This window comes from Mesorhizobium sp. GW821-FHT07A06 (assembly GCF_059419085.1).
This window is the reverse complement of the sequence record NZ_JBWKRC010000012.1, coordinates 128,345-149,034: the sequence shown is the minus strand read 5'-3', so window position 1 is coordinate 149,034 and position 20,690 is coordinate 128,345. Positions and strand designations below refer to the sequence as shown.

The 20,690-nt window shown below is 61.7% G+C and carries 27 protein-coding genes; 12 read left to right on the top strand and 15 right to left on the bottom strand.

Annotated features, from left to right (window positions below):
- Nucleotides 1-23: 23 nt before the first annotated feature.
- From AC07SZ_RS28990 to gatB, 4 genes are all read right to left on the bottom strand, one after another.
- Nucleotides 24-368 (bottom strand): VanZ family protein, encoded by a 345-nt coding sequence (locus AC07SZ_RS28990; protein ID WP_172373943.1) that lies wholly within the window; start codon nt 366-368, stop codon nt 24-26.
- A 353-nt stretch (nt 369-721) separates the two neighbouring features.
- Nucleotides 722-1,420: an AIM24 family protein gene (locus tag AC07SZ_RS28985; protein ID WP_172373944.1), complete on the bottom strand. Its 699-nt coding sequence runs from the start codon at nt 1,418-1,420 to the stop codon at nt 722-724.
- A gap of 152 nt (nt 1,421-1,572) precedes the next feature.
- Nucleotides 1,573-2,064, bottom strand: coding sequence for a GNAT family N-acetyltransferase (locus tag AC07SZ_RS28980; protein ID WP_056566553.1), 492 nt, complete (start codon nt 2,062-2,064; stop codon nt 1,573-1,575).
- A 4-nt stretch (nt 2,065-2,068) separates the two neighbouring features.
- Entirely contained in the window at nt 2,069-3,568 is a 1,500-nt protein-coding gene (gene gatB / locus AC07SZ_RS28975) for an Asp-tRNA(Asn)/Glu-tRNA(Gln) amidotransferase subunit GatB (protein ID WP_056566555.1), read from the bottom strand.
- A gap of 281 nt (nt 3,569-3,849) precedes the next feature.
- On the opposite strand from gatB, the gene AC07SZ_RS28970 reads away from it, so the two are divergent.
- Entirely contained in the window at nt 3,850-4,107 is a 258-nt protein-coding gene (locus AC07SZ_RS28970; RefSeq protein WP_013895772.1) for a YjhX family toxin, read from the top strand.
- 48 nt (nt 4,108-4,155) lie between these two features.
- Here AC07SZ_RS28970 and AC07SZ_RS28965 read toward each other — a convergent pair whose 3' ends face one another.
- Together AC07SZ_RS28965 and AC07SZ_RS28960 are read right to left on the bottom strand one after the other, a co-directional pair.
- Nucleotides 4,156-4,587 (bottom strand): CBS domain-containing protein, encoded by a 432-nt coding sequence (locus AC07SZ_RS28965; RefSeq protein WP_056566860.1) that lies wholly within the window; start codon nt 4,585-4,587, stop codon nt 4,156-4,158.
- A gap of 88 nt (nt 4,588-4,675) precedes the next feature.
- The gene (locus tag AC07SZ_RS28960; protein WP_056566558.1) at nt 4,676-5,434 is read right to left on the bottom strand and encodes a rhomboid family intramembrane serine protease; all 759 of its coding nucleotides are present in this window, start codon (nt 5,432-5,434) and stop codon (nt 4,676-4,678) included.
- 421 nt (nt 5,435-5,855) lie between these two features.
- On the opposite strand from AC07SZ_RS28960, the gene AC07SZ_RS28955 reads away from it, so the two are divergent.
- From AC07SZ_RS28955 to AC07SZ_RS28940, 4 genes are all read left to right on the top strand, one after another.
- The gene (locus AC07SZ_RS28955; protein ID WP_494916966.1) at nt 5,856-6,488 is read left to right on the top strand and encodes a PAS domain-containing protein; all 633 of its coding nucleotides are present in this window, start codon (nt 5,856-5,858) and stop codon (nt 6,486-6,488) included.
- Between the two features lie 120 nt (nt 6,489-6,608).
- Nucleotides 6,609-7,226: a PilZ domain-containing protein gene (locus AC07SZ_RS28950; protein ID WP_056566564.1), complete on the top strand. Its 618-nt coding sequence runs from the start codon at nt 6,609-6,611 to the stop codon at nt 7,224-7,226.
- Nucleotides 7,227-7,519: 293 nt separating this feature from the next.
- Nucleotides 7,520-8,128, top strand: a complete 609-nt coding sequence (locus AC07SZ_RS28945) for a transglutaminase-like cysteine peptidase (protein WP_056566567.1) — start codon at nt 7,520-7,522, stop codon at nt 8,126-8,128.
- A 257-nt stretch (nt 8,129-8,385) separates the two neighbouring features.
- A complete protein-coding gene (locus AC07SZ_RS28940) occupies nt 8,386-9,138 on the top strand; it encodes an NYN domain-containing protein (RefSeq protein ID WP_494916963.1) in 753 nt (250 codons plus the stop codon).
- Between the two features lie 47 nt (nt 9,139-9,185).
- Here the strand turns inward: AC07SZ_RS28940 and AC07SZ_RS28935 are convergent, their stop codons facing one another.
- Both AC07SZ_RS28935 and AC07SZ_RS28930 read right to left on the bottom strand, forming a co-directional pair.
- Nucleotides 9,186-9,713 (bottom strand): gamma carbonic anhydrase family protein, encoded by a 528-nt coding sequence (locus tag AC07SZ_RS28935; RefSeq protein ID WP_056566573.1) that lies wholly within the window; start codon nt 9,711-9,713, stop codon nt 9,186-9,188.
- Between the two features lie 19 nt (nt 9,714-9,732).
- Entirely contained in the window at nt 9,733-10,059 is a 327-nt protein-coding gene (locus AC07SZ_RS28930) for a DUF6949 family protein (protein WP_056566577.1), read from the bottom strand.
- 132 nt (nt 10,060-10,191) lie between these two features.
- Between AC07SZ_RS28930 and AC07SZ_RS28925 the strand changes: the two genes are divergently transcribed.
- Entirely contained in the window at nt 10,192-10,923 is a 732-nt protein-coding gene (locus tag AC07SZ_RS28925) for a hypothetical protein (RefSeq protein WP_056566863.1), read from the top strand.
- Nucleotides 10,924-10,971: 48 nt separating this feature from the next.
- On the opposite strand, the gene AC07SZ_RS28920 is transcribed toward AC07SZ_RS28925, so the two are convergent.
- Together AC07SZ_RS28920 and cysE are read right to left on the bottom strand one after the other, a co-directional pair.
- Complete coding sequence (locus AC07SZ_RS28920; RefSeq protein ID WP_019857879.1) at nt 10,972-11,175, bottom strand: DUF3126 family protein; 204 nt, start codon at nt 11,173-11,175, stop codon at nt 10,972-10,974.
- A gap of 151 nt (nt 11,176-11,326) precedes the next feature.
- Nucleotides 11,327-12,175 carry a serine O-acetyltransferase gene (gene cysE / locus AC07SZ_RS28915; RefSeq protein ID WP_056566866.1) on the bottom strand — a complete coding sequence of 283 codons (849 nt, stop codon included), beginning with the start codon at nt 12,173-12,175 and terminating at the stop codon, nt 11,327-11,329.
- A gap of 146 nt (nt 12,176-12,321) precedes the next feature.
- Here cysE and AC07SZ_RS28910 point away from each other — a divergent pair, with 146 nt between their 5' ends.
- Both AC07SZ_RS28910 and speB read left to right on the top strand, forming a co-directional pair.
- Nucleotides 12,322-12,927, top strand: coding sequence for an HD domain-containing protein (locus AC07SZ_RS28910; protein ID WP_056566581.1), 606 nt, complete (start codon nt 12,322-12,324; stop codon nt 12,925-12,927).
- Between the two features lie 101 nt (nt 12,928-13,028).
- Nucleotides 13,029-13,994, top strand: coding sequence for an agmatinase (gene speB / locus AC07SZ_RS28905; RefSeq protein WP_494916961.1), 966 nt, complete (start codon nt 13,029-13,031; stop codon nt 13,992-13,994).
- A 22-nt stretch (nt 13,995-14,016) separates the two neighbouring features.
- Here the strand turns inward: speB and AC07SZ_RS28900 are convergent, their stop codons facing one another.
- From AC07SZ_RS28900 to AC07SZ_RS28890, 3 genes are read right to left on the bottom strand one after another with little or no spacing between them, the layout of a single operon-like run.
- Nucleotides 14,017-14,784, bottom strand: coding sequence for an alpha/beta fold hydrolase (locus AC07SZ_RS28900; RefSeq protein ID WP_494916959.1), 768 nt, complete (start codon nt 14,782-14,784; stop codon nt 14,017-14,019).
- Between the two features lie 19 nt (nt 14,785-14,803).
- The gene (locus AC07SZ_RS28895) at nt 14,804-15,367 is read right to left on the bottom strand and encodes a DUF192 domain-containing protein (RefSeq protein ID WP_494916957.1); all 564 of its coding nucleotides are present in this window, start codon (nt 15,365-15,367) and stop codon (nt 14,804-14,806) included.
- A gap of 24 nt (nt 15,368-15,391) precedes the next feature.
- The gene (locus AC07SZ_RS28890; RefSeq protein WP_056566589.1) at nt 15,392-15,988 is read right to left on the bottom strand and encodes a cold-shock protein; all 597 of its coding nucleotides are present in this window, start codon (nt 15,986-15,988) and stop codon (nt 15,392-15,394) included.
- Nucleotides 15,989-16,205: 217 nt separating this feature from the next.
- Here AC07SZ_RS28890 and gloA point away from each other — a divergent pair, with 217 nt between their 5' ends.
- Together gloA and AC07SZ_RS28880 are read left to right on the top strand one after the other, a co-directional pair.
- Entirely contained in the window at nt 16,206-16,646 is a 441-nt protein-coding gene (gene gloA / locus AC07SZ_RS28885) for a lactoylglutathione lyase (protein WP_056566592.1), read from the top strand.
- A 131-nt stretch (nt 16,647-16,777) separates the two neighbouring features.
- Nucleotides 16,778-17,068, top strand: coding sequence for a DUF2218 domain-containing protein (locus tag AC07SZ_RS28880; protein WP_056566595.1), 291 nt, complete (start codon nt 16,778-16,780; stop codon nt 17,066-17,068).
- A gap of 1 nt (nt 17,069) precedes the next feature.
- Here the strand turns inward: AC07SZ_RS28880 and AC07SZ_RS28875 are convergent, their stop codons facing one another.
- Both AC07SZ_RS28875 and ilvA read right to left on the bottom strand, forming a co-directional pair.
- Nucleotides 17,070-17,624, bottom strand: coding sequence for a DUF1697 domain-containing protein (locus AC07SZ_RS28875; protein WP_494916955.1), 555 nt, complete (start codon nt 17,622-17,624; stop codon nt 17,070-17,072).
- A complete protein-coding gene (ilvA, locus tag AC07SZ_RS28870) occupies nt 17,621-18,877 on the bottom strand; it encodes a threonine ammonia-lyase IlvA (RefSeq protein ID WP_494916953.1) in 1,257 nt (418 codons plus the stop codon). Before ilvA ends, AC07SZ_RS28875 begins: the two co-directional genes overlap by 4 nt.
- Nucleotides 18,878-19,077: 200 nt before the next feature.
- Here ilvA and AC07SZ_RS28865 point away from each other — a divergent pair, with 200 nt between their 5' ends.
- Nucleotides 19,078-19,401, top strand: coding sequence for a hypothetical protein (locus tag AC07SZ_RS28865; RefSeq protein WP_494916951.1), 324 nt, complete (start codon nt 19,078-19,080; stop codon nt 19,399-19,401).
- 100 nt (nt 19,402-19,501) lie between these two features.
- Entirely contained in the window at nt 19,502-20,575 is a 1,074-nt protein-coding gene (locus tag AC07SZ_RS28860; protein WP_056566606.1) for an alpha/beta hydrolase, read from the top strand.
- Nucleotides 20,576-20,690: the final 115 nt, after the last annotated feature.

Sequence of the window (20,690 nt, the reverse complement as noted above, 5' to 3'; positions counted from 1 at the left end):
CTGCATTCAGCTTCCTGCCGCGCCTACCTCACGCCTATCCGCCCGCCGGTCCTTACCAATAATTGCCCCACGAGGACCCCAATAATCCCAGCCGATGCTTTCACGACTGCATCGGCAAGATGCGCGTGGCGGCCGGGATCGATGATCTGAAGCAATTCCAGTATGCCGGCAGTCGCAATCACAAAGATCGAGGTCTGATACACTCTGTTGGGGAAGCTGAGCGCCAGCGCGAAGCCCAACAGCACATAGGCCAGGGCACGCTCGATATTCGCCTCGGCTATGTGCGGTCTCATCTGGATCGGCGACAAGGTCGCGAAAATGATGATGACAAGCAGCACCAGCGCCGCGATGCGGAACAGTTTTATCATGCCCCTGCATATCCGTCGTGAGCCGGCACAGCAAATGCTGGGATGACGCAGGAGCGGATTGGGGACCGGAGGCGGTACGAGAGGGCCCATGTCCAGGTTGGCGAATGCGATCGACCGCGCCCTGCCGCAGGGCGTCGAGGCCATATACGATTCGGTAGCCAACGTCGGTCGCTGGCACGGCGACCAATTCGGCTCGATTTCGGTGTCCTGCGGCGACCCCGCGCTCCTACGCGACTATGGGTCGGAGGTTCCGTTCTTCACGGCGGTACCGAAGATGGATATCGACATGCGCTTTACGGTCGGATTCCTTCTATGCGTTGCAAGGTCCCGACGAGCGGCAGAACTGGTCGGAGTTACTCCTCTGTCGGCATGTGCAGATACATGGACTGGATGCCGACCCGGCCAGGGCCGGTGAAGCGATTGACGATGAAGTTCATATTGGCGCCGAAGAAGCCGCTCGACAGGCGGTCGATCTTGGTTTCCATCCTGACCGAGGCATCCTTGAACAGCCAGCCGCCCGGCTCGATGTCGATGGTCTCGCCAGCGGCAAGCGTCTTTTCGAAGACATTGCCGTAGCCGTGCAGCCAGACGATGCCGTCGCCGGTATCGCCGCGAAAACGGTCGATGAAGAAGCCGCTCTGGCCAAACAGCATCGTCGCCAGGCCGCGTACCCGCTCGAACGTGTAGTCGACATTGCCGGTGGCGGCGAGAAACTGGTGTTCGCGCACCTGGATCTCCTCGCCGCGCCTGAGATGGATCGGCACGATGTGGCCGGGCCCGTCACGGCTGAAGGCGATGATGCCCGCCCCCGACGCCTCGGTGACGAAGATCTGCATACCGGCCATCATGCGCTTCAGCGCGCCTTTGAGCGATTTCAGGCCGATGGTGATGGTGGAATTTTTCCAGAGCAGGATGTGGTGCTCGAAATAGACCGGCATCCGTGTCACGTCGACCGAAAGCACGGGCACCAGTTCGCCCGCAATGTGATAGGTGACGCCACCAAAGGTTTCGTCCGACACCTGGGTCGGCATCAGTTCCGGCAAACTTGGCATGGTTCCCCCTCGCCGCCTTGCACGCCAGCCCATTCCGGCTTCCGCACGGTCAGCGCAGCAGCTTGGTGCGTGACCCTCAGGCCGTCAAACGAAAACGGGGCACATGCCGCGCCGCTCGCGAGAAGGTGATACGGAGTGCCAGCAGATGGCGCTCAGCCGGCAAGCGGCCTGCGATAGACCAGTGTCTGTTCGCCGGAGGGACCCGTGTGCTCGCCGGCATCGCCGGATCGTACGAAACCGTTCGCTTCGTAGAACGCGATGGCACGCTTGTTCTGTTCTTCCACTTCCAGGCGGATGGCGCGGGCTTCAGGGAAACTCTCGATGATCTCGTCGAGCAGCATGCCGCCGATGCCCCTGCCCTGCAGGACTGGAAGCACGTAGAGCTGTTTCAGCACGACCAATTCTCCGCCATCAGCGCCTTCGGCAAAAGCCACGCCACCAATGCGCTTGCCGTCATCGGCGACGAGAAACTCGCTGTTCGGCCGTGTCAGTCTGGTTCTCAGAGAAGCAATCGAATGCCATTGGTCGGTGATTTCAGTGACCTTGGCGGCGCCATAGATGGCGTCATAGGTCGCATGCCAGGTTTCAACCAGCAGCGCCCGGACGGCGGCGAGGTCGCGATCTCCGGCGGTGCGGACGAACATGGTTCTACTCGATGCCGAGCTTGGCCTTGACGAGGTCGTTGACCGCCTGCGGGTTGGCCTTGCCGCCTGTCGCCTTCATCACCTGGCCGACGAACCAGCCGGCCATGGTCGGCTTGGCGCGCGCCTGTTCGACCTTGTCAGGATTGGCAGCGATTACTTCGTCGACAGCCTTCTCGATGGCGCCGGTATCGGTGACCTGCTTCAAGCCTCGGCTTTCGACCAACTGACGTGGATCGCCACCTTCGTTCCAGACGATCTCGAACAGGTCCTTGGCGATCTTGCCGGAGATGGTGCCATCCTTGATCAGGTCGATGACGGCGCCAAGCTGGTCGGGCGAAACCGGCGCATTTTCAATGTCCTTGCCCGCCTTGTTCAATTGACCGAGCAGGTCGTTGATGACCCAGTTGGCGGCGAGCTTGCCGTCACGTCCGGCGGCCACCTTCTCGAAATAGTCGGCGACCGACTTTTCCGAGACCAGGATCGAAGCGTCGTAGGTCGAGAGACCCAGCGAGGTGATCAGCCGCGCCTTCTTGTCGTCGGGCAGTTCCGGCAGTCCTTTGGCCAAGGCATCGACATAGGCCTGGTCGAATTCCAGCGGCAGAAGATCGGGATCGGGGAAGTAGCGGTAGTCGTGCGCTTCTTCCTTCGAGCGCATGGAGCGCGTCTCGCCCTTGACGGGATCGTATAGCCGCGTTTCCTGATCGATCTTGCCGCCGTCTTCCAGGATAGCGATCTGGCGGCGCGCCTCATAGTCGATGGCCTGGCCGATGAAGCGGATCGAGTTCATGTTCTTGATCTCGCAGCGCGTGCCGAACTCGCCACCGGGCCGGCGTACCGAGACGTTGACGTCGGCGCGCAGCGAGCCTTCATCCATGTTGCCGTCGCAGGTGCCGAGATAGCGCATGATGGTGCGCAGCTTGGTGACATAGGCCTTGGCCTCATCGCCGGAACGCAGGTCGGGCTTGGAGACGATCTCCATCAGCGCCACGCCAGAGCGGTTGAGGTCGACATAGGACATGGTCGGATGCTGGTCGTGCATCGACTTGCCCGCATCCTGCTCCAGATGCAGCCGCTCGATGCCCACCTCGATATCCTCGAACTCGCCCTGCCGGTCGGGGCCGACCGAAACAATCACCGTGCCCTCGCCAACGATCGGCTGCTTGAACTGCGATATCTGGTAGCCCTGCGGCAGGTCGGGGTAGAAATAGTTCTTCCGGTCGAAGACGGACTTGTGGTTGATCCGCGCCTTCAGGCCGAGGCCGGTCCGGATCGCCTGCTTGACGCATTCCTCGTTGATGACAGGCAGCATGCCGGGCATTGCCGCATCGACCAGGCTGACATTGGCGTTGGGGGCAGCGCCGAAAGCGGTCGAGGCGCCGGAAAACAATTTTGCTTGCGAGATGACCTGCGCGTGCACCTCGAGACCGATAATGATTTCCCAGTCGCCGGTGGCGCCGGGGATCAGGCGTTTCGCGTCGGGCGTGCGGGTATCGATGAGGGTCATGGTGGCCTGCGCTTCTAGCTCGCGAAGATTGCGATTTTCGCAAATTTTGAGTGTTGGCCTTCGCTAGTGCAAACCGCCAAAAGAGACAAGCGCAAAGCCGCAGGCTAGCCTTTTCAGCCGCTCTCGCTTATAGGACGCTGATCCCAATGGAGAGTGGATGTCCACTTACGCTCAGTCCCGGTAGGGCCCTGACCTCCTAGCGAGGCAGGGCAGAAAGCCTGAAACCCCGTGCCGCGAAGCTTCGCGGCGGCGGCATTTTTTGTTTTCCCGGAAACTCTCCCATGGATATTTCGCGCACTGAACAGCGCATCCTGCACCTGCTTGCGCAGGGCGGACGCATTGAAATCGAAAAGAACCAGAAGAAACGGATCGCCTCCGTCAAATGCCTGACCCGCGATGGCTGGCACTATCCGGGCGTCGATCTCGACCTGTTTCGAAAACTGAAACGCAAGAAGGCGGTTTCGTCGTCTGGCGGCGGTCCCTACCGCATCACAAGGCGCGGGCTCGAGCTCGTCCGCTCCGAACTCGACAACAGATAGCATATGGTTCCGCCGGTCGGGCTTCCGGCCGGCGGCTCCGTTCACCGCTCAGGCGGTGGCGATATAGGCCCTGATCTCGTCCGCCTCGCGCTCGACATCCTCGATGCGGCGCTTGACCACGTCGCCGATGGAGACGATGCCATCAAGCAGGCCGTCCTTTTCCACCGGCAGATGGCGGAAACGGCCCCTGGTCATGATCTCCATCACCTCGTTGACGGTGTGGTTCTCGTTGCAGATCTTCACCTTCGGCGTCATTGCCGAACGCACGGCGATATCAAGCGCGGCGCTACCTTCCTTGGCAACGACCCGCACGATGTCGCGCTCCGACAGAATGCCGACGATCTTGCGATCGCCATTGGTGATGACCAGCGCGCCTATCTTGTGTTCGGCGAGGATGCGGATGGCTTCGCTGAGCTTTTCGTTCGGCCCGAGCGTCAGCACGTCGTGGCCTTTTCTTTCCAGAATTGCCTTAACCGTCATGGCGTCCTCCTCTGCTTCGCCTGCCGGCCCCCTGCCCAGACCGGCTGTCACGTAAGAGTGAACATCGTGCGCCGTGATCCGTTGCATTTCAAGTGCCGCGGTCGGCGGTCTCCCATTCGGGCGGCTGCCATCGGCGGTCGAACCAGCGCAGGCCGAAGAAGCCGGCGACGAAGCCGCCAATATGGGCCTCCCAGGCGATCTGTCCGTCCACTCCGGGGGCAAAGCCGAGCAGGCCGGTGGCGAGATTGATGATCATCCACACGGCGAGAAAGATCACGACGCCGCGCAAGCGCAATACGACCGCGATCGGCAGCACGGGGCCAGCGAAGGCAGCCTTGCCGGCCGATCGGTCGGTGCGGAAACCGAAACGCGCCGCGGCCCCCATCATGCCTGATATGGCGCCGGAGGCGCCGACCAGCGGTGCCTCGCCATAGGGGTGCATGGCCCAGAAAAGCGCCACGGAAGCCAGTCCGGTGGCCGCAAAGAACAGGGCGAACCAGAGCCCGCCGAGACGATTGGCCAGTGGCGAGCCAAAGGCGGCGAGCCAGACCATATTGATGGCGATATGCGCAAACCCGCCATGCATGAAGGCGTAAGTGAAGGGCCGCGTGAGCAGGAACCAGTCGAAGCCGTATTGGCCGGTGTAGAGGACGGGGATGAAGGCCCCGTCGTACAACAGCGTCATCTGTTGAGCGTCGTTCAGCACATATTGCTGCAGCAGGAAAACGACCGCGCAAATGCCGATCACCGCCAGCACGACGGGCGGCAGATTGAACACCGGCTCGCGCCGGGGCTCCGGCATCGGTTCGGCGTGTTCGCCCTCGGAAGGATCTTGCGGTTCGCTCATCTGCAATCGCACTCTATTGGTTCGATATGGGGGCTGGTTCGATCTGGGGCTGGTTCGATCTGGCCAGCATCTAGATCATGGTCAATGGAACCGCAAACAGCGAATCGCCTTGGTGCGAATCAAAAAAGAAGCCGTCCAAGGTTTCCCTTGAACGGCCGGTCGAGCCCCCTGCTCCCCTAAAACTCTTGACTGAAGTGCTGCCGATCGTCGCGAAACGACCGCTTCTGGAGTGGTTTTGGTGTGCCACGGGGCCTGCCCGGGCGCAACGTAAACCAGTTGTTAACCTTAACGGCCCCGACCCGTGAACAAGTGTTAACGACGCTGGCACGCTTCCTGCTCCGCAACGCATGTAGGTCATCGGAGGGCGCCCTTCTGTTCACCGATGGGACATCAGACGACAGAATGCGCGGAGCAGCATACCATGAACCAAAACGGATCGATCACGCTGTTCCATTATTGGAACCGTCTGCGTGACGGACGCCCTGCCCCGAAGCGATCGGAAGTCGAACCGGCCGATATCAAGTCGTTGCTGGCCGATACGTTCATCCTGGAAAGGGACACACGTGGGCAGCCGGTGTTCCGCCTGGCCGGCACCAGGCTCTGCGCCTGCTATGGCCGCGAACTCAAGGGTTTCTCCTTCCCGTCACTATGGCGCGAGAGGGATCAGCGCCTGGTTTCAAGGCTGATTCATGGGGTTTTCGATCAGAAATCGGTCGTGTTGATCATATTCGAGGGCTTCAGCCGCAACGGCCGCTCGAACAAGTTCGAACTGCTTGCCTTGCCGCTTGACGGCGGCATCGAAAACCAGCGCTGCCTCGGCGTGGTCAGCGCCGTGGAGAAGCCATTCTGGCTGGGTGCCGACCCGATCACGGACGCACTGATCGATTCGATCCGTGTCATCGATCCGGAGAAAGAGCTGCTCAACAACCGTCCGGCGATCGACGTCCCCTCGCTTGTTCCAGCCGAACTCGATGCGCCCGATACGATCTCGGCGCTTGGCCGGGCGCGCCGCATCCGCCATCTCGTCGTCTTTGACGGGGGGCGCGAGGAATAGTTGATCACGCCACGGGTGCCGCAGGCTCGTTTTTCCCCTTTGTTAACCCGCTTTGTTGTAATTCTCCGGTGAAGTCCTTCGCATCGACGCGCGGGAATGCCAAACGGGGTGTAGGCAGTCATGAGGTCAGCGGCGGTCGACTACGCGCCGTCCCAAGCTGAAAGGCGTAACTTTCAGCGCGTCCGGGTCAAGATATACGGGCGATTCATGCTGGAAGACCGCACCGAGCATCCTTGCCAGGTCGTCGACATGTCGCCCGGTAACGTCGCGCTCCGCACCGATCGCATCGGCATGCCCGGCGAAAAGGTGATCGCCTATATCGACCATATCGGCCGCATCGAAGGCGTCGTCACACGCACGCTGCAGGACGGCTTCGCCATGACGGTGATCGCGTCCGACCGCAAGAAGGACAAGCTTGCGGCGCAGTTGACCTGGCTTGCCAACAAGCACGAACTCGACCTGCCGGAAGACCGCCGCCACGAACGCGTCGCGCCGCGCAACCCGACCAGCGTGCTGCAACTCACCGACGGCCGTCAGTACCAGTGCCGGATCATCGATCTGTCGCTGTCGGGCGCGGCGATCGAAATCGACGTCAAGCCGGCCATCGGCGTCCAAGTCATGCTGGGCACCATGCGTGGCCAGGTCGTTCGTCATTTCGAGGATGGCGTCGCCATAGAATTCGCCGTCATCCAACGTCCCGAAACGCTCGATTCCGAATTCAACACGCCCCGCGCCTGACCGGCGCGGGCAAGCAATCAAGCCGGCCCTTCGCGGCCGGTTTTTTGTTGCGGCAATCATCCAGGAAAATTTCCGGAAGCGGCTGAACCGCGCGGCAGCCCAAAAGTGGCCACCCGCCCCATGGGCAGCGAAGCCCTCACGCTCTTCACAAACTGATAATCCAAACAATTAAATACTAAAATGATTCAAATTTTATGTTTATTCTACTGGCGTTTTACTTAAAGTCTGCTTCGCGCTTTTGCGTCAAATAAATCCACATGTGGCAATGTCTCCTTCGAACGGGGAGACTAGAAATGAAAGAAACGAGGGGCAAGCTGTTGCTGATGGCAATGGCGATGCAGCTTTCCGCCTGGGGATCAGCATATGCCGCGGGACCGGCCTATATGCACACCGGCGGCCGTACCACGCAGCCTGTCGGCCACTACGAATTCTGCCAGCGCATCCCTGGCGAATGCAACGAGAAGACGCCCAAGGGCGCCCCAGTCGACCTGAGCCGCAAACTCTGGGCGACGATCGTCAGCATCAACAATTCGGTCAATAGCCGCATCAAGCCGCGCACCGACATGGAAAACTACGGTGTCGAGGAGTACTGGGCCTATCCCGACAACGGCTACGGCGATTGCGAGGACTACGCGCTGGAGAAGCGCCGCGAACTGATGGACGCTGGCGTGCCGGCGGGTGATCTGCTGATGACGGTTGCACGCCAGCCGAATGGCGACGGCCACGCCGTGCTGACCGTGCGCACCAGCCTCGGCGAGTTCATCCTCGACAATCTGGAAACCAAGGTGCTGTCCTGGACGGACACCGACTACACCTATCTCAAGCGTCAATCGACGGAAAACTCCGGCGTTTGGGTGACGATCAACGACGGCCGTTCCGACGCGGTCGCCAGCGTCCGCTAGTGCGCCAGCATGTCGCCCAAAGCGGCAGCGGTTTTGCGGCATGCATGGAACAGAAATTAAGCGCATCGCGACGCGCTTGAGGAGAAACCCGGTCGAGTCCCCACCCTCCCCGTCCCCAACGACCGGGTCAAAGGAGCCGGCCCCGTCCCCGGGCCGGCTCCGCCATTTCCGGGGTAGCTGCTAAAATTGATCCCAATTCCATGGCATGGTGCGTTCGCGCCCTATATCTCCAGAAGATATCAGCAGCAGGAGGCCTTATGCCGACCGAAGCTCGATCACCGCGTCTTGCGGTTCTTATCGACGCGGACAACACCTCCGCCAAGATTGCCGACGGTTTGTTCGAGGAGATCGCGAAGATCGGCGAGGCCAGCGTGCGCCGTATATATGGCGACTTCTCCAGCACACGGTCCAAGAGTTGGGCAGACATATTGGCGAAGCACGCGATCATTCCTCAGCAGCAGTTCGCTTATACCACTGGCAAGAATGCTTCCGATATTACACTGGTGATCGACGCGATGGATCTGCTCCATAGCGGCCGTTTCGACGGTTTCTGCCTGATTTCTTCCGACAGCGATTTCACGCGGCTCGCTGCGCGCATACGCGAACAGGGTGTCGATGTCTTCGGGTTCGGAGAGCAGAAAACCCCGGAGAGCTTTCGGCAGGCTTGCCGCAGATTCATCTACACCGAAAACCTTCTGCGTGGCCCGGCGAATATCCCGGACGCCGCGCCCGCATCGAAGCCGCTTCAATCATCCAGTGCCGCGCTGCCGATACTCAAGAAAGTCATCGGCCAGATGGACAGCGAAGATGGCTGGGTGCTGCTCGGCACGTTCGGAAAGCAGCTCTCGAACCTCTTCTCCGACTTTGACCCTCGCACCTACGGTTTCGGCAAACTGAGCGACCTGGTGAGGAATACATCCGAATTCGAGATCGAAGCGCCCAAAGGGGGAGCCATGCGCATTCGAATCAAGCCTGCGACCGTAAGGAAAGGAAAGAACAAATCCGCCTGATCCATGCGGGACTGCCGTCCCCGCACCCTGTCAGTTGGGTCATGACCTCAAAGCTTCTTCAGCCCTGCCTTGAAGCGCTTGCCATTTGCGACGTAGTGCGCGGCCGAGGCGCGCAGCCTGTCGACGGCCGCGTCGTCCAGCACCCTGATCGCCTTGGCCGGCGAGCCGACGATGAGCGAATTGTCGGGAAATTCCTTGCCTTCGGTGACCAGCGCGCCGGCGCCAACGAGCGAATTCCTGCCGATCCTGGCGCCGTTCAGCACGATGGCGCCCATGCCGATCAAGCTGTTGTCGCCGATGGTGCAGCCATGCAGCATGGCCCGGTGGCCGATCGTGCAGCCCTCGCCGACGGTCAGCGGAAAGCCGGGATCGGTGTGCATGACCGTGTGTTCCTGCACATTGCTGTCAGCGCCGATCACAACAGGTTCGTTGTCGCCGCGAATGACGACGCCAAACCAGAAGCCGGCATTGCGGCCGACGCGCACATTGCCGATCAGCGTCGCATCGGGCGCGATCCAGTTTGAACCCGCATCCTCGAAGCTGGGCTCTGTTCCGTCGATCGCATAAAGCGGCATTGTCGGTCTCCGAATCGTCTCAGATGCCGGACCCTAGGAGACTGATCATCCATGAGGCAATGGCGAGCGTGACAATGCCCAGCGCCAGGGACCAGGCAATCGCCGTGCAGCCGCATGACAAGAGCGCGACGGTCGAGATGCGACCCTCACGCCGCGCATCAAGGGCATCGTTGACCAGCATGAACGGCCCGGCGCCAGCCGTGGCTGCCAGCGAGCGCAGCACATGCGAGGGCGATACGTAGGGTTCGGTGAAGGCGACCTTGCGGCCTGATATCAGTTCCATCGCCGAGCCCGTCAGGCCGCAAACCGTCAGCCCGACGAGAAAAGCAAACAGGAAGAGTTCCATCTGGGCCACCTTAACCTTCCATTTACCATGAAATCGCACAGTCGTTTCAGGAAGGCTGCAAGAGCCGTGCCGCGTGATGTGTGCCGCCGAGGCACAACTGGAATGGCGGACGAGCGGTGGATGAGGACCGAGATGAAGCAGGCAGCGATCGCCGACGGCCCGGAACTCACCGTGGTCGATTCCATGCTGATGAAGCGGGTGTTCTACGCCTTCGCGGCACTTGCCTTGCTGTCCGTGGCTATCAGCCTTGGCGGCAAATGGTTCGGCCATTCGATCGCCATGGCCGGATACACGGATGATCCTACCATCCGCCAGGTCGTCATCGGCAACAATGTCATCGCGGTGCCGGCCAATTTCATCCGTTTCGCCCAAGCCCGGCGCGATGGCATCGCCTCGCGTCTCGACCTTTATCTGCGCTATCCCCAGATGGACGGCTACAGCGAGGCTGCTCGCGACGATTTCAATCACTCGGAAGCCAACAGGAACATCGTCTTCCTGTCCTTCGAACCGCAGATGATGTCGCGCGACATGAGTGGCCGGTTCGCGCCGATCTACAGCGCGCTCATCGTCCAGCCCGGCATTCCGGGACCTGGAGGCACGACGGTCTACGGTTTCAACGAGAAATCAGGGTATCTGAACGAGGTGCTGGTTGTCGGCAAGCGCCCGGGCAAGGATCCCTTCGTGGCTCGCTGCCTGAGCGGGCCGAGTGCCGATCAATCTCTGGCGCCTTGCGAGCGAGACGTCCATGTCGGCAACGATCTCAGCCTCACCTACCGTTTTCCCAAGGAATTCCTCGGCGACTGGCAGACGCTCGACGCGGCGATCACGGCCGAGGCCGGGCGATTCCTGAAGACCGGACATTGATGCAAAGACAGGCCACGCCCGGCGCGGCCTGTCTTTGGATTTGCGGGCTCAGCCCAGATCGATGTCGAGGATCGCCATCGAGAAATTGTAGTCGCCGTCATCCTCGTCCTTGAAGACGATGCCGAGGAACTCGTCACCGACATAGACTTCGGCCGAATCTTCCTTGCGTGGCCGTGCCTTGACCTCAAGCTTGGGGTTCTGGAAGACGCGCTTGAAATAGGCGTCCAGCTTTCTGATTTCGTCCGGCTTCAACAGTCTTCTCCGATCATCGGGCTTGCTGGTTTGAAGGGCGCTTCTGGCACGTCGACAATGGCGATGTAAAGGCAAGCCGGCCGTATTGCACCGGAAGCGGCGGCTACCGGGCACAATCGCAATCACGCCGGACAGCGCGCCGGCGCGGAAATCAGATGTCGAAACTGATCACCTGGTCCATCTTCTGCGACGGCAGGAGCTGGTCCATCTGGCGCGAGGGCTGGTCGCAGCCGGTCTCGCCGACCACGCGGGCCGGCACGCCGGCAACCGTCTTGTTGTGCGGCACGGGCGACAGCACCACCGATCCGGCGGCGACCTTGGAGCAATGGCCGATCTCGATGTTGCCGAGGATCTTGGCGCCGGCGCCAATCAGCACGCCACGGCGGATCTTGGGGTGACGGTCACCGCCTGCCTTGCCGGTGCCGCCCAGCGTCACGCCGTGCAGGATCGATACATCGTCCTCGATCACCGCGGTCTCGCCGACGACCAAGCCGGTGGCGTGATCGATGAAGATGCCCTTGCCGATGCGCGCGGCCGGATTGATGTCGGTCTGGAAGACCGAGGACGAACGGCTCTGCAGGTAGAGCGCGAAATCCTTGCGGCCCTGGTTCCACAGCCAGTGCGCCAGCCGATGGGTCTGGATGGCGTGAAAACCCTTGAAATACAGAACCGGCATGATGAACCGGTCGCAAGCCGGGTCGCGGTCGTAATAGGCCTGGATGTCGACGCGCACGGTGGTCGGCCAGTCCTTGTCGTCGGTCAGCATGGTCTTGAAGGTCTGGCGGATGAGATCGGAGCCGATATCCTGATGGGCCAGCCGTTCCGCGATCCGGTGGATGACGGCCTCTTCCAGGCTCTCCTGGTTGAGGATCGTCGAATAGAGGAAGGCGGCGAGCAACGGATCGCGGTTGACCGCGTCCATCGCCTCGTCGCGGATTGAACGCCAGATCGGATCGACCGGCTGCAACGCGCTGTGGCGGGAAATGCTGATGCTGTTCATCGACGTCTCGTCCTGCGTCCTGCTGGCTTGCCTGTTGTGCTTGCCTGCTATCTGGCCGCACATATAAGCCAGATCATAGCACGATTGAACTCAATTTTCCTTAGTGCTTCGTCAAATGGATTTGGTTCGCAGGAATTCAAGCAGCCATGGAAAACGAACCCTTGATCGACCCGGCTCTGAAAACCGAGTTGTCAATGCTCTACCAAGCCGAGGATCGCCACTACCACAACCTCGCCCATATCGAGGCGATGCTGGCGCTGGCCGGCGATTATCGAACGCTGCTCGACGACCCCCGGGCGGTTGAAGCGGCGATCTGGTTCCACGACGCCATCTACGACAGCAAGGCCAAGGACAATGAGGCCAGAAGTGCAGCTCTTGCCGAGAAAAAGCTTGTGGGCAGCACCGATGCCGGGCGTCTGAACCGCATCAGCGCGATGATCCTCGCCACCGCCACGCACCAATTGCCTTTGTTCGACAACGCGGCGGCAACACGCGACGCCAGCCTCTTCCTCGACATGGACCTGTCCATCCTGGGTAGCGCGCCGGATGCTTTCGACGCCTATGAGCGCGCGGTCCGCCGCGAATATGGCTGGGTGGAGGAGCCGATGTGGCGTGCCGGACGGGGTGCCGTGCTGAAGGATTTCCTCGCCCGCCCGCATATCTTCCATACGCAGGAATTTCGCCAGCGCTTCGAGCCTCAGGCCAGGCTGAACATGGCGCGCTCGCTGGAGACCCTGCAGAAGCCTTCGTGATTTTTCGCTCTGGTTCTCCCGGCTTTCGCACGCGGCCCAAGGAGGCAGAACTGCGAGACACCGATATCGTCAAACGTGAACTCTTCTGAGGTGCCGACATGATGAGTAGCAAGTTCTTCCAGCCGGTCGATGCCTCGGCCGTTCCGCGTTTTGCCGGGCTGTCGACCTTCATGCGGCTGCCGGCGGTGGCGAGCGCCGAAGGGCTCGATATCGCTCTCCTCGGCATACCGTGGGATGGCGGCACGACCAACCGCGCCGGCGCCCGCCACGGCCCGCGCGAGATCCGCAACCAGTCGAGCCTCATGCGGCGCGTCCACCACGTCTCGGGGACCGAACCGTTCAGCATCGCCAATGTCGCCGATGTCGGCGATCTCTCGGTCAATCCCATCAATCTCCTGGACGGGTTGAAACGCATCGAGGAAGGCATCGCCGCGATCGTGACGGCGGGCGCCATTCCGCTTGCCGCCGGCGGCGACCATCTGACGACACTGCCGGTGCTGCGCGCCGTCGCCAGGGAACGTGCGGTCGGCATGATCCATTTCGATGCGCATTCCGACACCAACGACCGTTATTTCGGCGACAATCCTTATACGCACGGCACGCCGTTCCGCCGCGCTATCGAGGAAGGCCTGCTCGACCCGAAACGGGTCGCGCAGATCGGCATCCGAGGCTCGATCTATGAACCGGGCGAGCACGATTGGGCGGTCGCCCAGGGCATTCGCATCATCTACATGGAGGAATTCGTCAGGCGGGGTGCCGCCAGCGTCATGGAGGAAGCGCGCGCCATCGCCGGAACCGGCCCGACCTATGTGACCTTCGACATCGACTGCATCGACCCTTCGATGGCGCCGGGAACCGGCACGCCCGAGCTCGGCGGCTTCACCACCCGAGAGGCGCAGGAAATGGTGCGCCTGCTCGACGGGCTGAACATTGTCGGCGCCGATGTCGTGGAAGTGGCGCCGCCGTTCGATCTCGCCGGCATGACGGCGCTGGCGGGTGCCACGATGATGTTCGAATTGCTGTGCGTGCTGGCGAAGTCGGTTCAGGCAGCACGGGCACCGGACTAAGCGCAAGCACCAGCGCGGGCGGTCAAAGCGGATATTCGGCGTAGAACTCCAGCACGCGTTGCTTGAAGGTCTTGTCCCCGACCGCCAGCATGTGGTCGCGGCCTTCGATGTGGAAAGCCCTGGCGTTCGGCATCAGGGCGGCAAGCTCGTCGGGCGAGCCGCCGATATCGTCTGTCGTACCGACGGCAACCAGTGTCGGCTGGGCGATGCGGGCAATGTCTGTCTCGTCAAGCAATTCCCGGGATTTGGCGATGCAGGCGGCAAGCGCCCGGCGATCGCTGCGGGTCTGGTCGGCGAAGGCGCGAAAGGAGCGGCCGCGCGGATGGGTGGTCGCGGCTGGATCCTCGGCAAGCAGGGCCGCGGCAATCGGGTCCCAGTCGCCGACGCCGTCGATCATGCCGATGCCAAGGCCGCCAAAGACCAGCGTCGCCACCTTGTCCGGATCGGACAGGGCCAGGAACGCCGCGATGCGCGCGCCCATCGAATAGCCCATCACATGGGCCCGTTCGATGCCGAGATGGTCGAGCAAGGCGGCGGCATCGGATGCCATTTTCGCGGGCGTATAGTCGGCCTCGTCATAGCTCTTGGATGAAGAGCCATGGCCGCGATTGTCGAAGGCGATGGCGCGATAGCCGGCGTCGTTGAGCGTCTTGAACCAGCCGGGCGACACCCAGTTGACATAATGGCTCGAAGCGAAGCCGTGGATCATGAGCACGGGATCGCCCTCGCCCGACACCGGCTGGCGATCGAGGAAGGCAAGATCGAACCCGTCATGGGGAAAAAACTGCATCGGAAGGCGACCCCTGCTCTCAGTCGGAATCGACGTTCGGAGAATCGCCCTTGTCCGCCCGCGGCATGCCGGGCCCCGACGCGGTGCCGATCACGGGATGGCGCAACAGATCGCCGTCCACGATACCGTCCTTGGCGGCCGTGCCGGCCTTGAGCTCAAGTACGAAGCGGACCGGTTCACCGGGCGACACAATCGCCTCGGATTGCGGCTCCCCTTGCTTGATCGCGCGGATCCTGCCGTCCTGGCCGACAAAGATCAGGTCGAGCGGCATCGGCGTGTTCTTCATCCAGAAACTGACATTGCGTGTCTCATCGAAGACGAACAGCATGCCATGATTGGCAGCCATGTCCTCACGAAACATCAGGCCGGCCTCACGCTCGGCCTCGGTGTCGGCGACTTCGATCGAGAAGGAGCGTTCGCCTTGTTTCGTCACCGCGACCAGCGGCGTCGGGTCGACAGGAAGGATCATCGCCCGGCCGTCGGCCGCGCTGGGGACCTGGAAATAGAAGAAGGCGCCCGCGGCGATGATGACGGCAGCAGCGGCGCACAACACGCCCGCCGTCAGCCAGTTCTTGTGAGCCATATGAAATCCTCGGCCGGAATCGCCCTAGTGCGAGATCGGCAAGGTGCCCATATCGGGGTGAATTTCGGCGGCCATAAGGCCTTTGTCACCACGACCGAAACGGACAAGCACAACCTGCCCCGGCCGAAGCTCGGTGATGCCGTAGCGGCGCAAGGTCTCCATATGGACAAAGATGTCCTCGGTGCCCTCGCCACGCGTCAGGAAGCCGAAACCCTTGGTGCGGTTGAACCACTTGACCAAAGCGCGTTCGAGCCCGCTCTCCGGCGTCACCGCGACATGGGTGCGCTGTTCCTGCATTTCCGCGGGATGGACAGCGGTGGTGACATCCATGGACAGCACGCGGAATGCCTGCAGCCCGCGATCGCCCTGTTTGACCAGGCAGACGACGCGCGCCCCTTCCAAGGCTGTCTGGAAGCCGTCTTTTCGAAGGCATGTCACATGGAGGAGGATATCGCCCGAGACACCGTCATCGGGAAGGATGAACCCATAGCCCTTGGCCACATCGAACCACTTGATGGCGCCGGCAATTTCGGTCAGGTCGGCGGCATCGCCGCCTTCATCGCGCTTCAAGGCGTCGCCAAGGGTTCCGGCCCGCCCCGTCAAAGAGGCCTTTTCCCCCATAAGAATGCCCCCTTTTTGCAAGAACACCGCAACTGATTCTTGACACCAGATTAACACCGCGGCTTCCGGTGTGTGCAAGACCTGCCGTGCCTTTTTTCACGGTTCATTGCGCGAATACCGGATTTGTTCTTTGCCGGCATTGCCCGCCGCCGGCAGATTGCCCTTTGCACGGCTCGACCCTATGTTGCGCCGCATCCCAACAGAACGAGGAAAACACATGCGCTATCTGCACACCATGGTCCGCGTCGCCGATGTCGATGCCTCGCTCGATTTCTACTGCAACAAGCTCGGACTTAAGGAAGTCCGCCGCTATGAAAACGAACAGGGCCGCTTCACGCTGATCTTCCTTGCCGCCTCCGAGGACGAGCAGAGCGGCATCAACGAGAAGGCGCCGCTGATCGAACTCACTTACAACTGGGACCCCGAAGACTACAAGGGCGGGCGCAATTTCGGCCACCTCGCCTATGAGGTCGACGACATCTACGCCACCTGCCAGCATCTGATGGACAATGGCGTCGTCATCAACCGGCCGCCGCGCGACGGCAACATGGCCTTCATCAGGTCGCCGGACGGCATCTCGATCGAGCTTTTGCAGAAAGGCCCGGCGAAGGCCAAGGCCGAACCCTGGGCTTCGATGGCGAACACCGGAAGCTGGTAGGCGTTGATCCGGCACTAGGCAACACCGACCGGCAACCCTTTGCGCTCGGCAAGATACTGCCTATCTGTGTCGTGCCGTGCCAGCGCCGGCCCATTGTCAGGGAACGGGCACCCGTCCGCGGAGAATTCCACATGCCATCCAGCCATGCCGACGTCGCCACAGAACATGCCAGCCGCTACCTGCAGCAATTGTGCAAGCATTGGGCGCACAAATTCCCGGTCGAGTTCGATCCGCACCATGGCGCGATCGATCTCTCGCTTGGTCGCACCGTCATGGATGCCGATGCGGCCGCACTGCACATCACGGTGTCGACCGATGAGGCAGGAGCGCTCGAGCGCCTGGAAAGCGTGGTCGCCGATCATATCAAGCGCTTCGCCTTCCGCGAGGAACTGACCTTCGACTGGAAGCCGGCGGAGGCGTGATCTAGGTTTTGCCGGCCTGACCGGCCATCTCCAGCAGCGCCAGCACCGAGCGCCAGTTGCGCGCGGTGCCCGGCACCTTCAGAACGCGCGGAATGAGGTTGGCAAACACGGATTTGCCGAGGCCATCGGGCGCGCTGAGGTAGAGTACGTCGCCCTTTACCTCGAAGCGCTCTGGGCCGGTGCACTTTTCGGCCAGCCGCGCCACCTCGTCGACGGTGGGCTCACGCTCCAGCGCATAAGCATGGAGCTTGGTGTGGTCGGCGGCCGCTTCCGGATAGGGATTTTCACTCACCAGCCGTTCGAACCATGGGAGATCGCGCACCATGATGCGGGAATGAAAACCCCACTTCTTCTCGAAGGCCGTTTCGATCTGCCTGGTTAGCGCGGCCGCGTCGCCCTTGCCGGCCCGGAACACGGCATTGCCGCTCTGTACATAGGTGGCGACATCGGAAAAGCCGAGATCCTCGAAGAACGACCTGAGCTCCGCCATCTTGATGATGCGGTTGCCGCCGACATTGATGCCGGAAAACAGCGCGATGAAAACCTTGCCGCTCATATGATGAATCCCGCCAATGTCTCGTTGTCGGTGATATCCTGGTACTGGACGCCTTCGGCCTCGAAGTTTGCCTTCAGCAGGTCGAAATTGCGGCGGTCCTTGGTTTCGATGCCGATCAGGACCGAGCCGAAATTTCGCGCCGACTTCTTCAGATATTCAAAGCGCGCGATGTCGTCGTCCGGACCCAGCATTTCGAGGAAATCGCGCAGCGCGCCGGGGCGTTGCGGGAAGCGGATGATGAAGTACTTCTTCAGGCCCTCGAAGCGCAGCGCCCGTTCCTTGACGTCCGGCAGCCGCTCGAAATCGAAATTGCCGCCCGAGACCACGGCGACGATGGTCTTGCCGCGGATTTCCTTCCTGGAAAAATCCTTCAGCGCATCGATCGCCAGCGCACCGGCCGGCTCGAGCACGACGCCTTCGATATTGAGCATCTCGATCATGGTCGCGCAGAGCCGGTTTTCCGGGATCAACCGCACCATGTCGGCGGCAAAGTCCTTGAGATACCGCAAGGGTTCGCGGCCGATCTCGGCCACCGCCGCGCCATCGACGAAGTTGTCGACCTTCGCGAGCTTCAGCCGCTTTCCGGCCGCGAGGCTGTCGTGCAGGCTCGGCGCCCCGGCCGGCTCGCAGAAGACGAAGCGCGCCTCCCTGCCCTGATCGGCGAAATAGTGGGTGACGCCGGCGGCGAGCCCACCGCCACCGACTGGCAGCATGATGATGTCAGGCATGCGCGCACCGGCCATCTGGTCCGCGATCTCATAGGCCACCGTCGCCTGCCCCTCGATAATGTCCTTGTGGTCGAAGGGCGGCACCATGTGGGCACCGGAGATTTCGGTGAATTCGAAGGCGGCGCGATAGCAGTCGTCGAAAAAGTCGCCGACCAGCCTGATCTCGACGAAATCGCCGCCGAACAGCCTGGTCTTGTCGATCTTTTGCTGCGGCGTCGTCACCGGCATGAACACCACGCCTTTTTTGCCGAAATGGCGGCAGACGAACGCGAAACCCTGTGCATGGTTGCCGGCCGACGCGCAGACGAACAAGTCAGCCTGGTTGCCGGCGGCAAGCGCCTTGCGGAAGAAATTGAAGGCGCCGCGGATCTTGTAGGAGCGCACGGGGCTTAAATCCTCTCGCTTCAGCACCACCCGAGCGCCGGTCTTTTTCGACAGGTAGTCGTTTTCCTGCAGCGGCGTTTCCGGAAAGATCTGACGGAGCGCCGCGGCGGCGACGGCGACGCGGGAGGAAAAACTGCTCATCGGAAAGCCACCTTGTGCCGCATGTTTCGTACAGACCTGTCATCGATCCGGCCGCACAGCGCCTATCTGTTGCAAGCTGATCCGGCGCAGCCGACCCTGCCTATTGCATATCCGGCTCCGCAACGCCATTGTCCGGCCCTTCATGCCCTTGCGCAAAGGGCATTCGCAGAATCATTGCAAGCACTTGGGGGCGTTTGTTCATGCCTGTTGCATCAGTCGGTCTGAAATCCATGTCGCTGCCGGAATTCGGCGAACCGACGGCGATGACGCCGGTCGCCCGAAACACCCATGGCGACCGCGAGCATGCCGCCAACATGGAGGATGGCATCGCGCTCGCCGACGACGCGCCGCGCGAGGGGCTCGCGGCGCGCTATCCCCAAGCCTGGAGCCGTGTCGAGGCGCGGCGCGCCTTCAGGTCGGATGTCGGCATCCGCCTCAAGCCGGAGGTGCTGCCCTTCTCCAACATTCCGGCTTTCCCATTTTGGCTTTCGCGCAACACTGCGATGGCCGTAAGCAGCCGCTGACCACATTTCGACGGGACACGACTTAGTTCTGCCGCACTCTCCCTGTCCGGGAGGTGTCGCGGGGGTAGATGGGCCTTTTGGCCGGAGTGGAATTTCAGACGTGCCTTTGAAGAAGATACTTACCGTTGTTCTCGCCTTGCTCGCCGCCGGCTGCGCCGGCCCGCAAACGCAGGAATTGCTTGGCAGCGCCATCGTCGCCGCGCCGGTGACCGAAATCGCCGGCAACCACTCCATCTTCATTGCCACGACGCGCAAGAAATCCGATGATCCCAACAAGGTTTTCGACGGTGAGCGCTCGGCGACGCTGAACTATGCGCGCGTGAATGTCACCGTCCCAGGCCTCCACAAGACTGGTCAGATCGAACGGCGCTCACGCGGCAAATCGGATGATCCGGCCAAATATTTCATGGCTTCCGAGGTCGTCGGCTACGATGCGCAGCCGAAATTCTCCAGCGCGCTCAACGCCGATATCGCGGCGCGCGGCGGCCGCGTCATGGTTTTCGTGCATGGCTACAACACCGGCTTCGACGACGCGGTCTATCGCCTGACCCAGATCGTCCACGATTCCGGCTATCCGGGCACGCCGGTGCTGTTTTCCTGGGCCTCGGGCGCAAAGACCACCGATTATGTCTATGACAAGGAAAGTGCCAGCGCCGCACGCGACCAGCTCGAAGTGACATTGCGCATGCTGCAGCAGTCCGGCGCGCGGCGCATCGATATTGTCGCGCATTCGATGGGAACCTGGGTGACCATGGAAACGCTGCGTCAGATGGCCATCAGCGGCGACCGCGATCTCGGCGGCAAGCTCGGCGACGTGGTGCTTGCCTCGCCCGACATCGATGTCGATGTGTTCAAGAGCCAGATGCGCCGCTACGGCAAGCCCGACAAGCCGTTCATCCTGCTGTTGTCCGACGACGACCGCGCGCTGAGACTCTCCGGCCTGATCGCCGGTTCGCGGCCGCGCGTCGGTGATTACAAGGATGCCGCCGATCTTGCCTCCTATGGCGTGACGGTCGTCGATCTCTCCAAGGTCAAAGGCAGCGACAGCTTCAACCATACGAAATTCGCCGACAATCCGGCGCTGGTGAAGATGATCGGCCAGCGGCTGCGCGAGGATGACGGCTTTGCCAGCGACCGGGACGTGACCGACCGCATCAGCCTGCTCGGGCAATAGATGCGGCACCACGGATTTCGCCGTGTCCGTTCACCCTTGCGGCAGTGTCAGGCCACTTTGAACTGGACCACGCCGGCCTCTGGCTATATCGGAATGGTGTGCGACGTCATGCGTT

Excerpts from the sequence above, each read along its gene's own strand:
- AC07SZ_RS28990 (WP_172373943.1), bottom strand. The coding sequence starts at position 368 with ATGATAAAACTGTTCCGCATCGCGGCGCTGGTGCTGCTTGTCATCATC.
- AC07SZ_RS28985 (WP_172373944.1), bottom strand. The coding sequence starts at position 1,420 with ATGCCAAGTTTGCCGGAACTGATGCCGACCCAGGTGTCGGACGAAACC.
- AC07SZ_RS28980 (WP_056566553.1), bottom strand. The coding sequence starts at position 2,064 with ATGTTCGTCCGCACCGCCGGAGATCGCGACCTCGCCGCCGTCCGGGCG.
- gatB (WP_056566555.1), bottom strand. The coding sequence starts at position 3,568 with ATGACCCTCATCGATACCCGCACGCCCGACGCGAAACGCCTGATCCCC.
- AC07SZ_RS28970 (WP_013895772.1), top strand. The coding sequence starts at position 3,850 with ATGGATATTTCGCGCACTGAACAGCGCATCCTGCACCTGCTTGCGCAG.
- AC07SZ_RS28965 (WP_056566860.1), bottom strand. The coding sequence starts at position 4,587 with ATGACGGTTAAGGCAATTCTGGAAAGAAAAGGCCACGACGTGCTGACG.
- AC07SZ_RS28960 (WP_056566558.1), bottom strand. The coding sequence starts at position 5,434 with ATGAGCGAACCGCAAGATCCTTCCGAGGGCGAACACGCCGAACCGATG.
- AC07SZ_RS28955 (WP_494916966.1), top strand. The coding sequence starts at position 5,856 with ATGAACCAAAACGGATCGATCACGCTGTTCCATTATTGGAACCGTCTG.
- AC07SZ_RS28950 (WP_056566564.1), top strand. The coding sequence starts at position 6,609 with ATGAGGTCAGCGGCGGTCGACTACGCGCCGTCCCAAGCTGAAAGGCGT.
- AC07SZ_RS28945 (WP_056566567.1), top strand. The coding sequence starts at position 7,520 with ATGAAAGAAACGAGGGGCAAGCTGTTGCTGATGGCAATGGCGATGCAG.
- AC07SZ_RS28940 (WP_494916963.1), top strand. The coding sequence starts at position 8,386 with ATGCCGACCGAAGCTCGATCACCGCGTCTTGCGGTTCTTATCGACGCG.
- AC07SZ_RS28935 (WP_056566573.1), bottom strand. The coding sequence starts at position 9,713 with ATGCCGCTTTATGCGATCGACGGAACAGAGCCCAGCTTCGAGGATGCG.
- AC07SZ_RS28930 (WP_056566577.1), bottom strand. The coding sequence starts at position 10,059 with ATGGAACTCTTCCTGTTTGCTTTTCTCGTCGGGCTGACGGTTTGCGGC.
- AC07SZ_RS28925 (WP_056566863.1), top strand. The coding sequence starts at position 10,192 with ATGAAGCAGGCAGCGATCGCCGACGGCCCGGAACTCACCGTGGTCGAT.
- cysE (WP_056566866.1), bottom strand. The coding sequence starts at position 12,175 with ATGAACAGCATCAGCATTTCCCGCCACAGCGCGTTGCAGCCGGTCGAT.
- AC07SZ_RS28910 (WP_056566581.1), top strand. The coding sequence starts at position 12,322 with ATGGAAAACGAACCCTTGATCGACCCGGCTCTGAAAACCGAGTTGTCA.
- speB (WP_494916961.1), top strand. The coding sequence starts at position 13,029 with ATGAGTAGCAAGTTCTTCCAGCCGGTCGATGCCTCGGCCGTTCCGCGT.
- AC07SZ_RS28900 (WP_494916959.1), bottom strand. The coding sequence starts at position 14,784 with ATGCAGTTTTTTCCCCATGACGGGTTCGATCTTGCCTTCCTCGATCGC.
- AC07SZ_RS28895 (WP_494916957.1), bottom strand. The coding sequence starts at position 15,367 with ATGGCTCACAAGAACTGGCTGACGGCGGGCGTGTTGTGCGCCGCTGCT.
- AC07SZ_RS28890 (WP_056566589.1), bottom strand. The coding sequence starts at position 15,988 with ATGGGGGAAAAGGCCTCTTTGACGGGGCGGGCCGGAACCCTTGGCGAC.
- gloA (WP_056566592.1), top strand. The coding sequence starts at position 16,206 with ATGCGCTATCTGCACACCATGGTCCGCGTCGCCGATGTCGATGCCTCG.
- AC07SZ_RS28880 (WP_056566595.1), top strand. The coding sequence starts at position 16,778 with ATGCCATCCAGCCATGCCGACGTCGCCACAGAACATGCCAGCCGCTAC.
- AC07SZ_RS28875 (WP_494916955.1), bottom strand. The coding sequence starts at position 17,624 with ATGAGCGGCAAGGTTTTCATCGCGCTGTTTTCCGGCATCAATGTCGGC.
- ilvA (WP_494916953.1), bottom strand. The coding sequence starts at position 18,877 with ATGAGCAGTTTTTCCTCCCGCGTCGCCGTCGCCGCCGCGGCGCTCCGT.
- AC07SZ_RS28865 (WP_494916951.1), top strand. The coding sequence starts at position 19,078 with ATGCCTGTTGCATCAGTCGGTCTGAAATCCATGTCGCTGCCGGAATTC.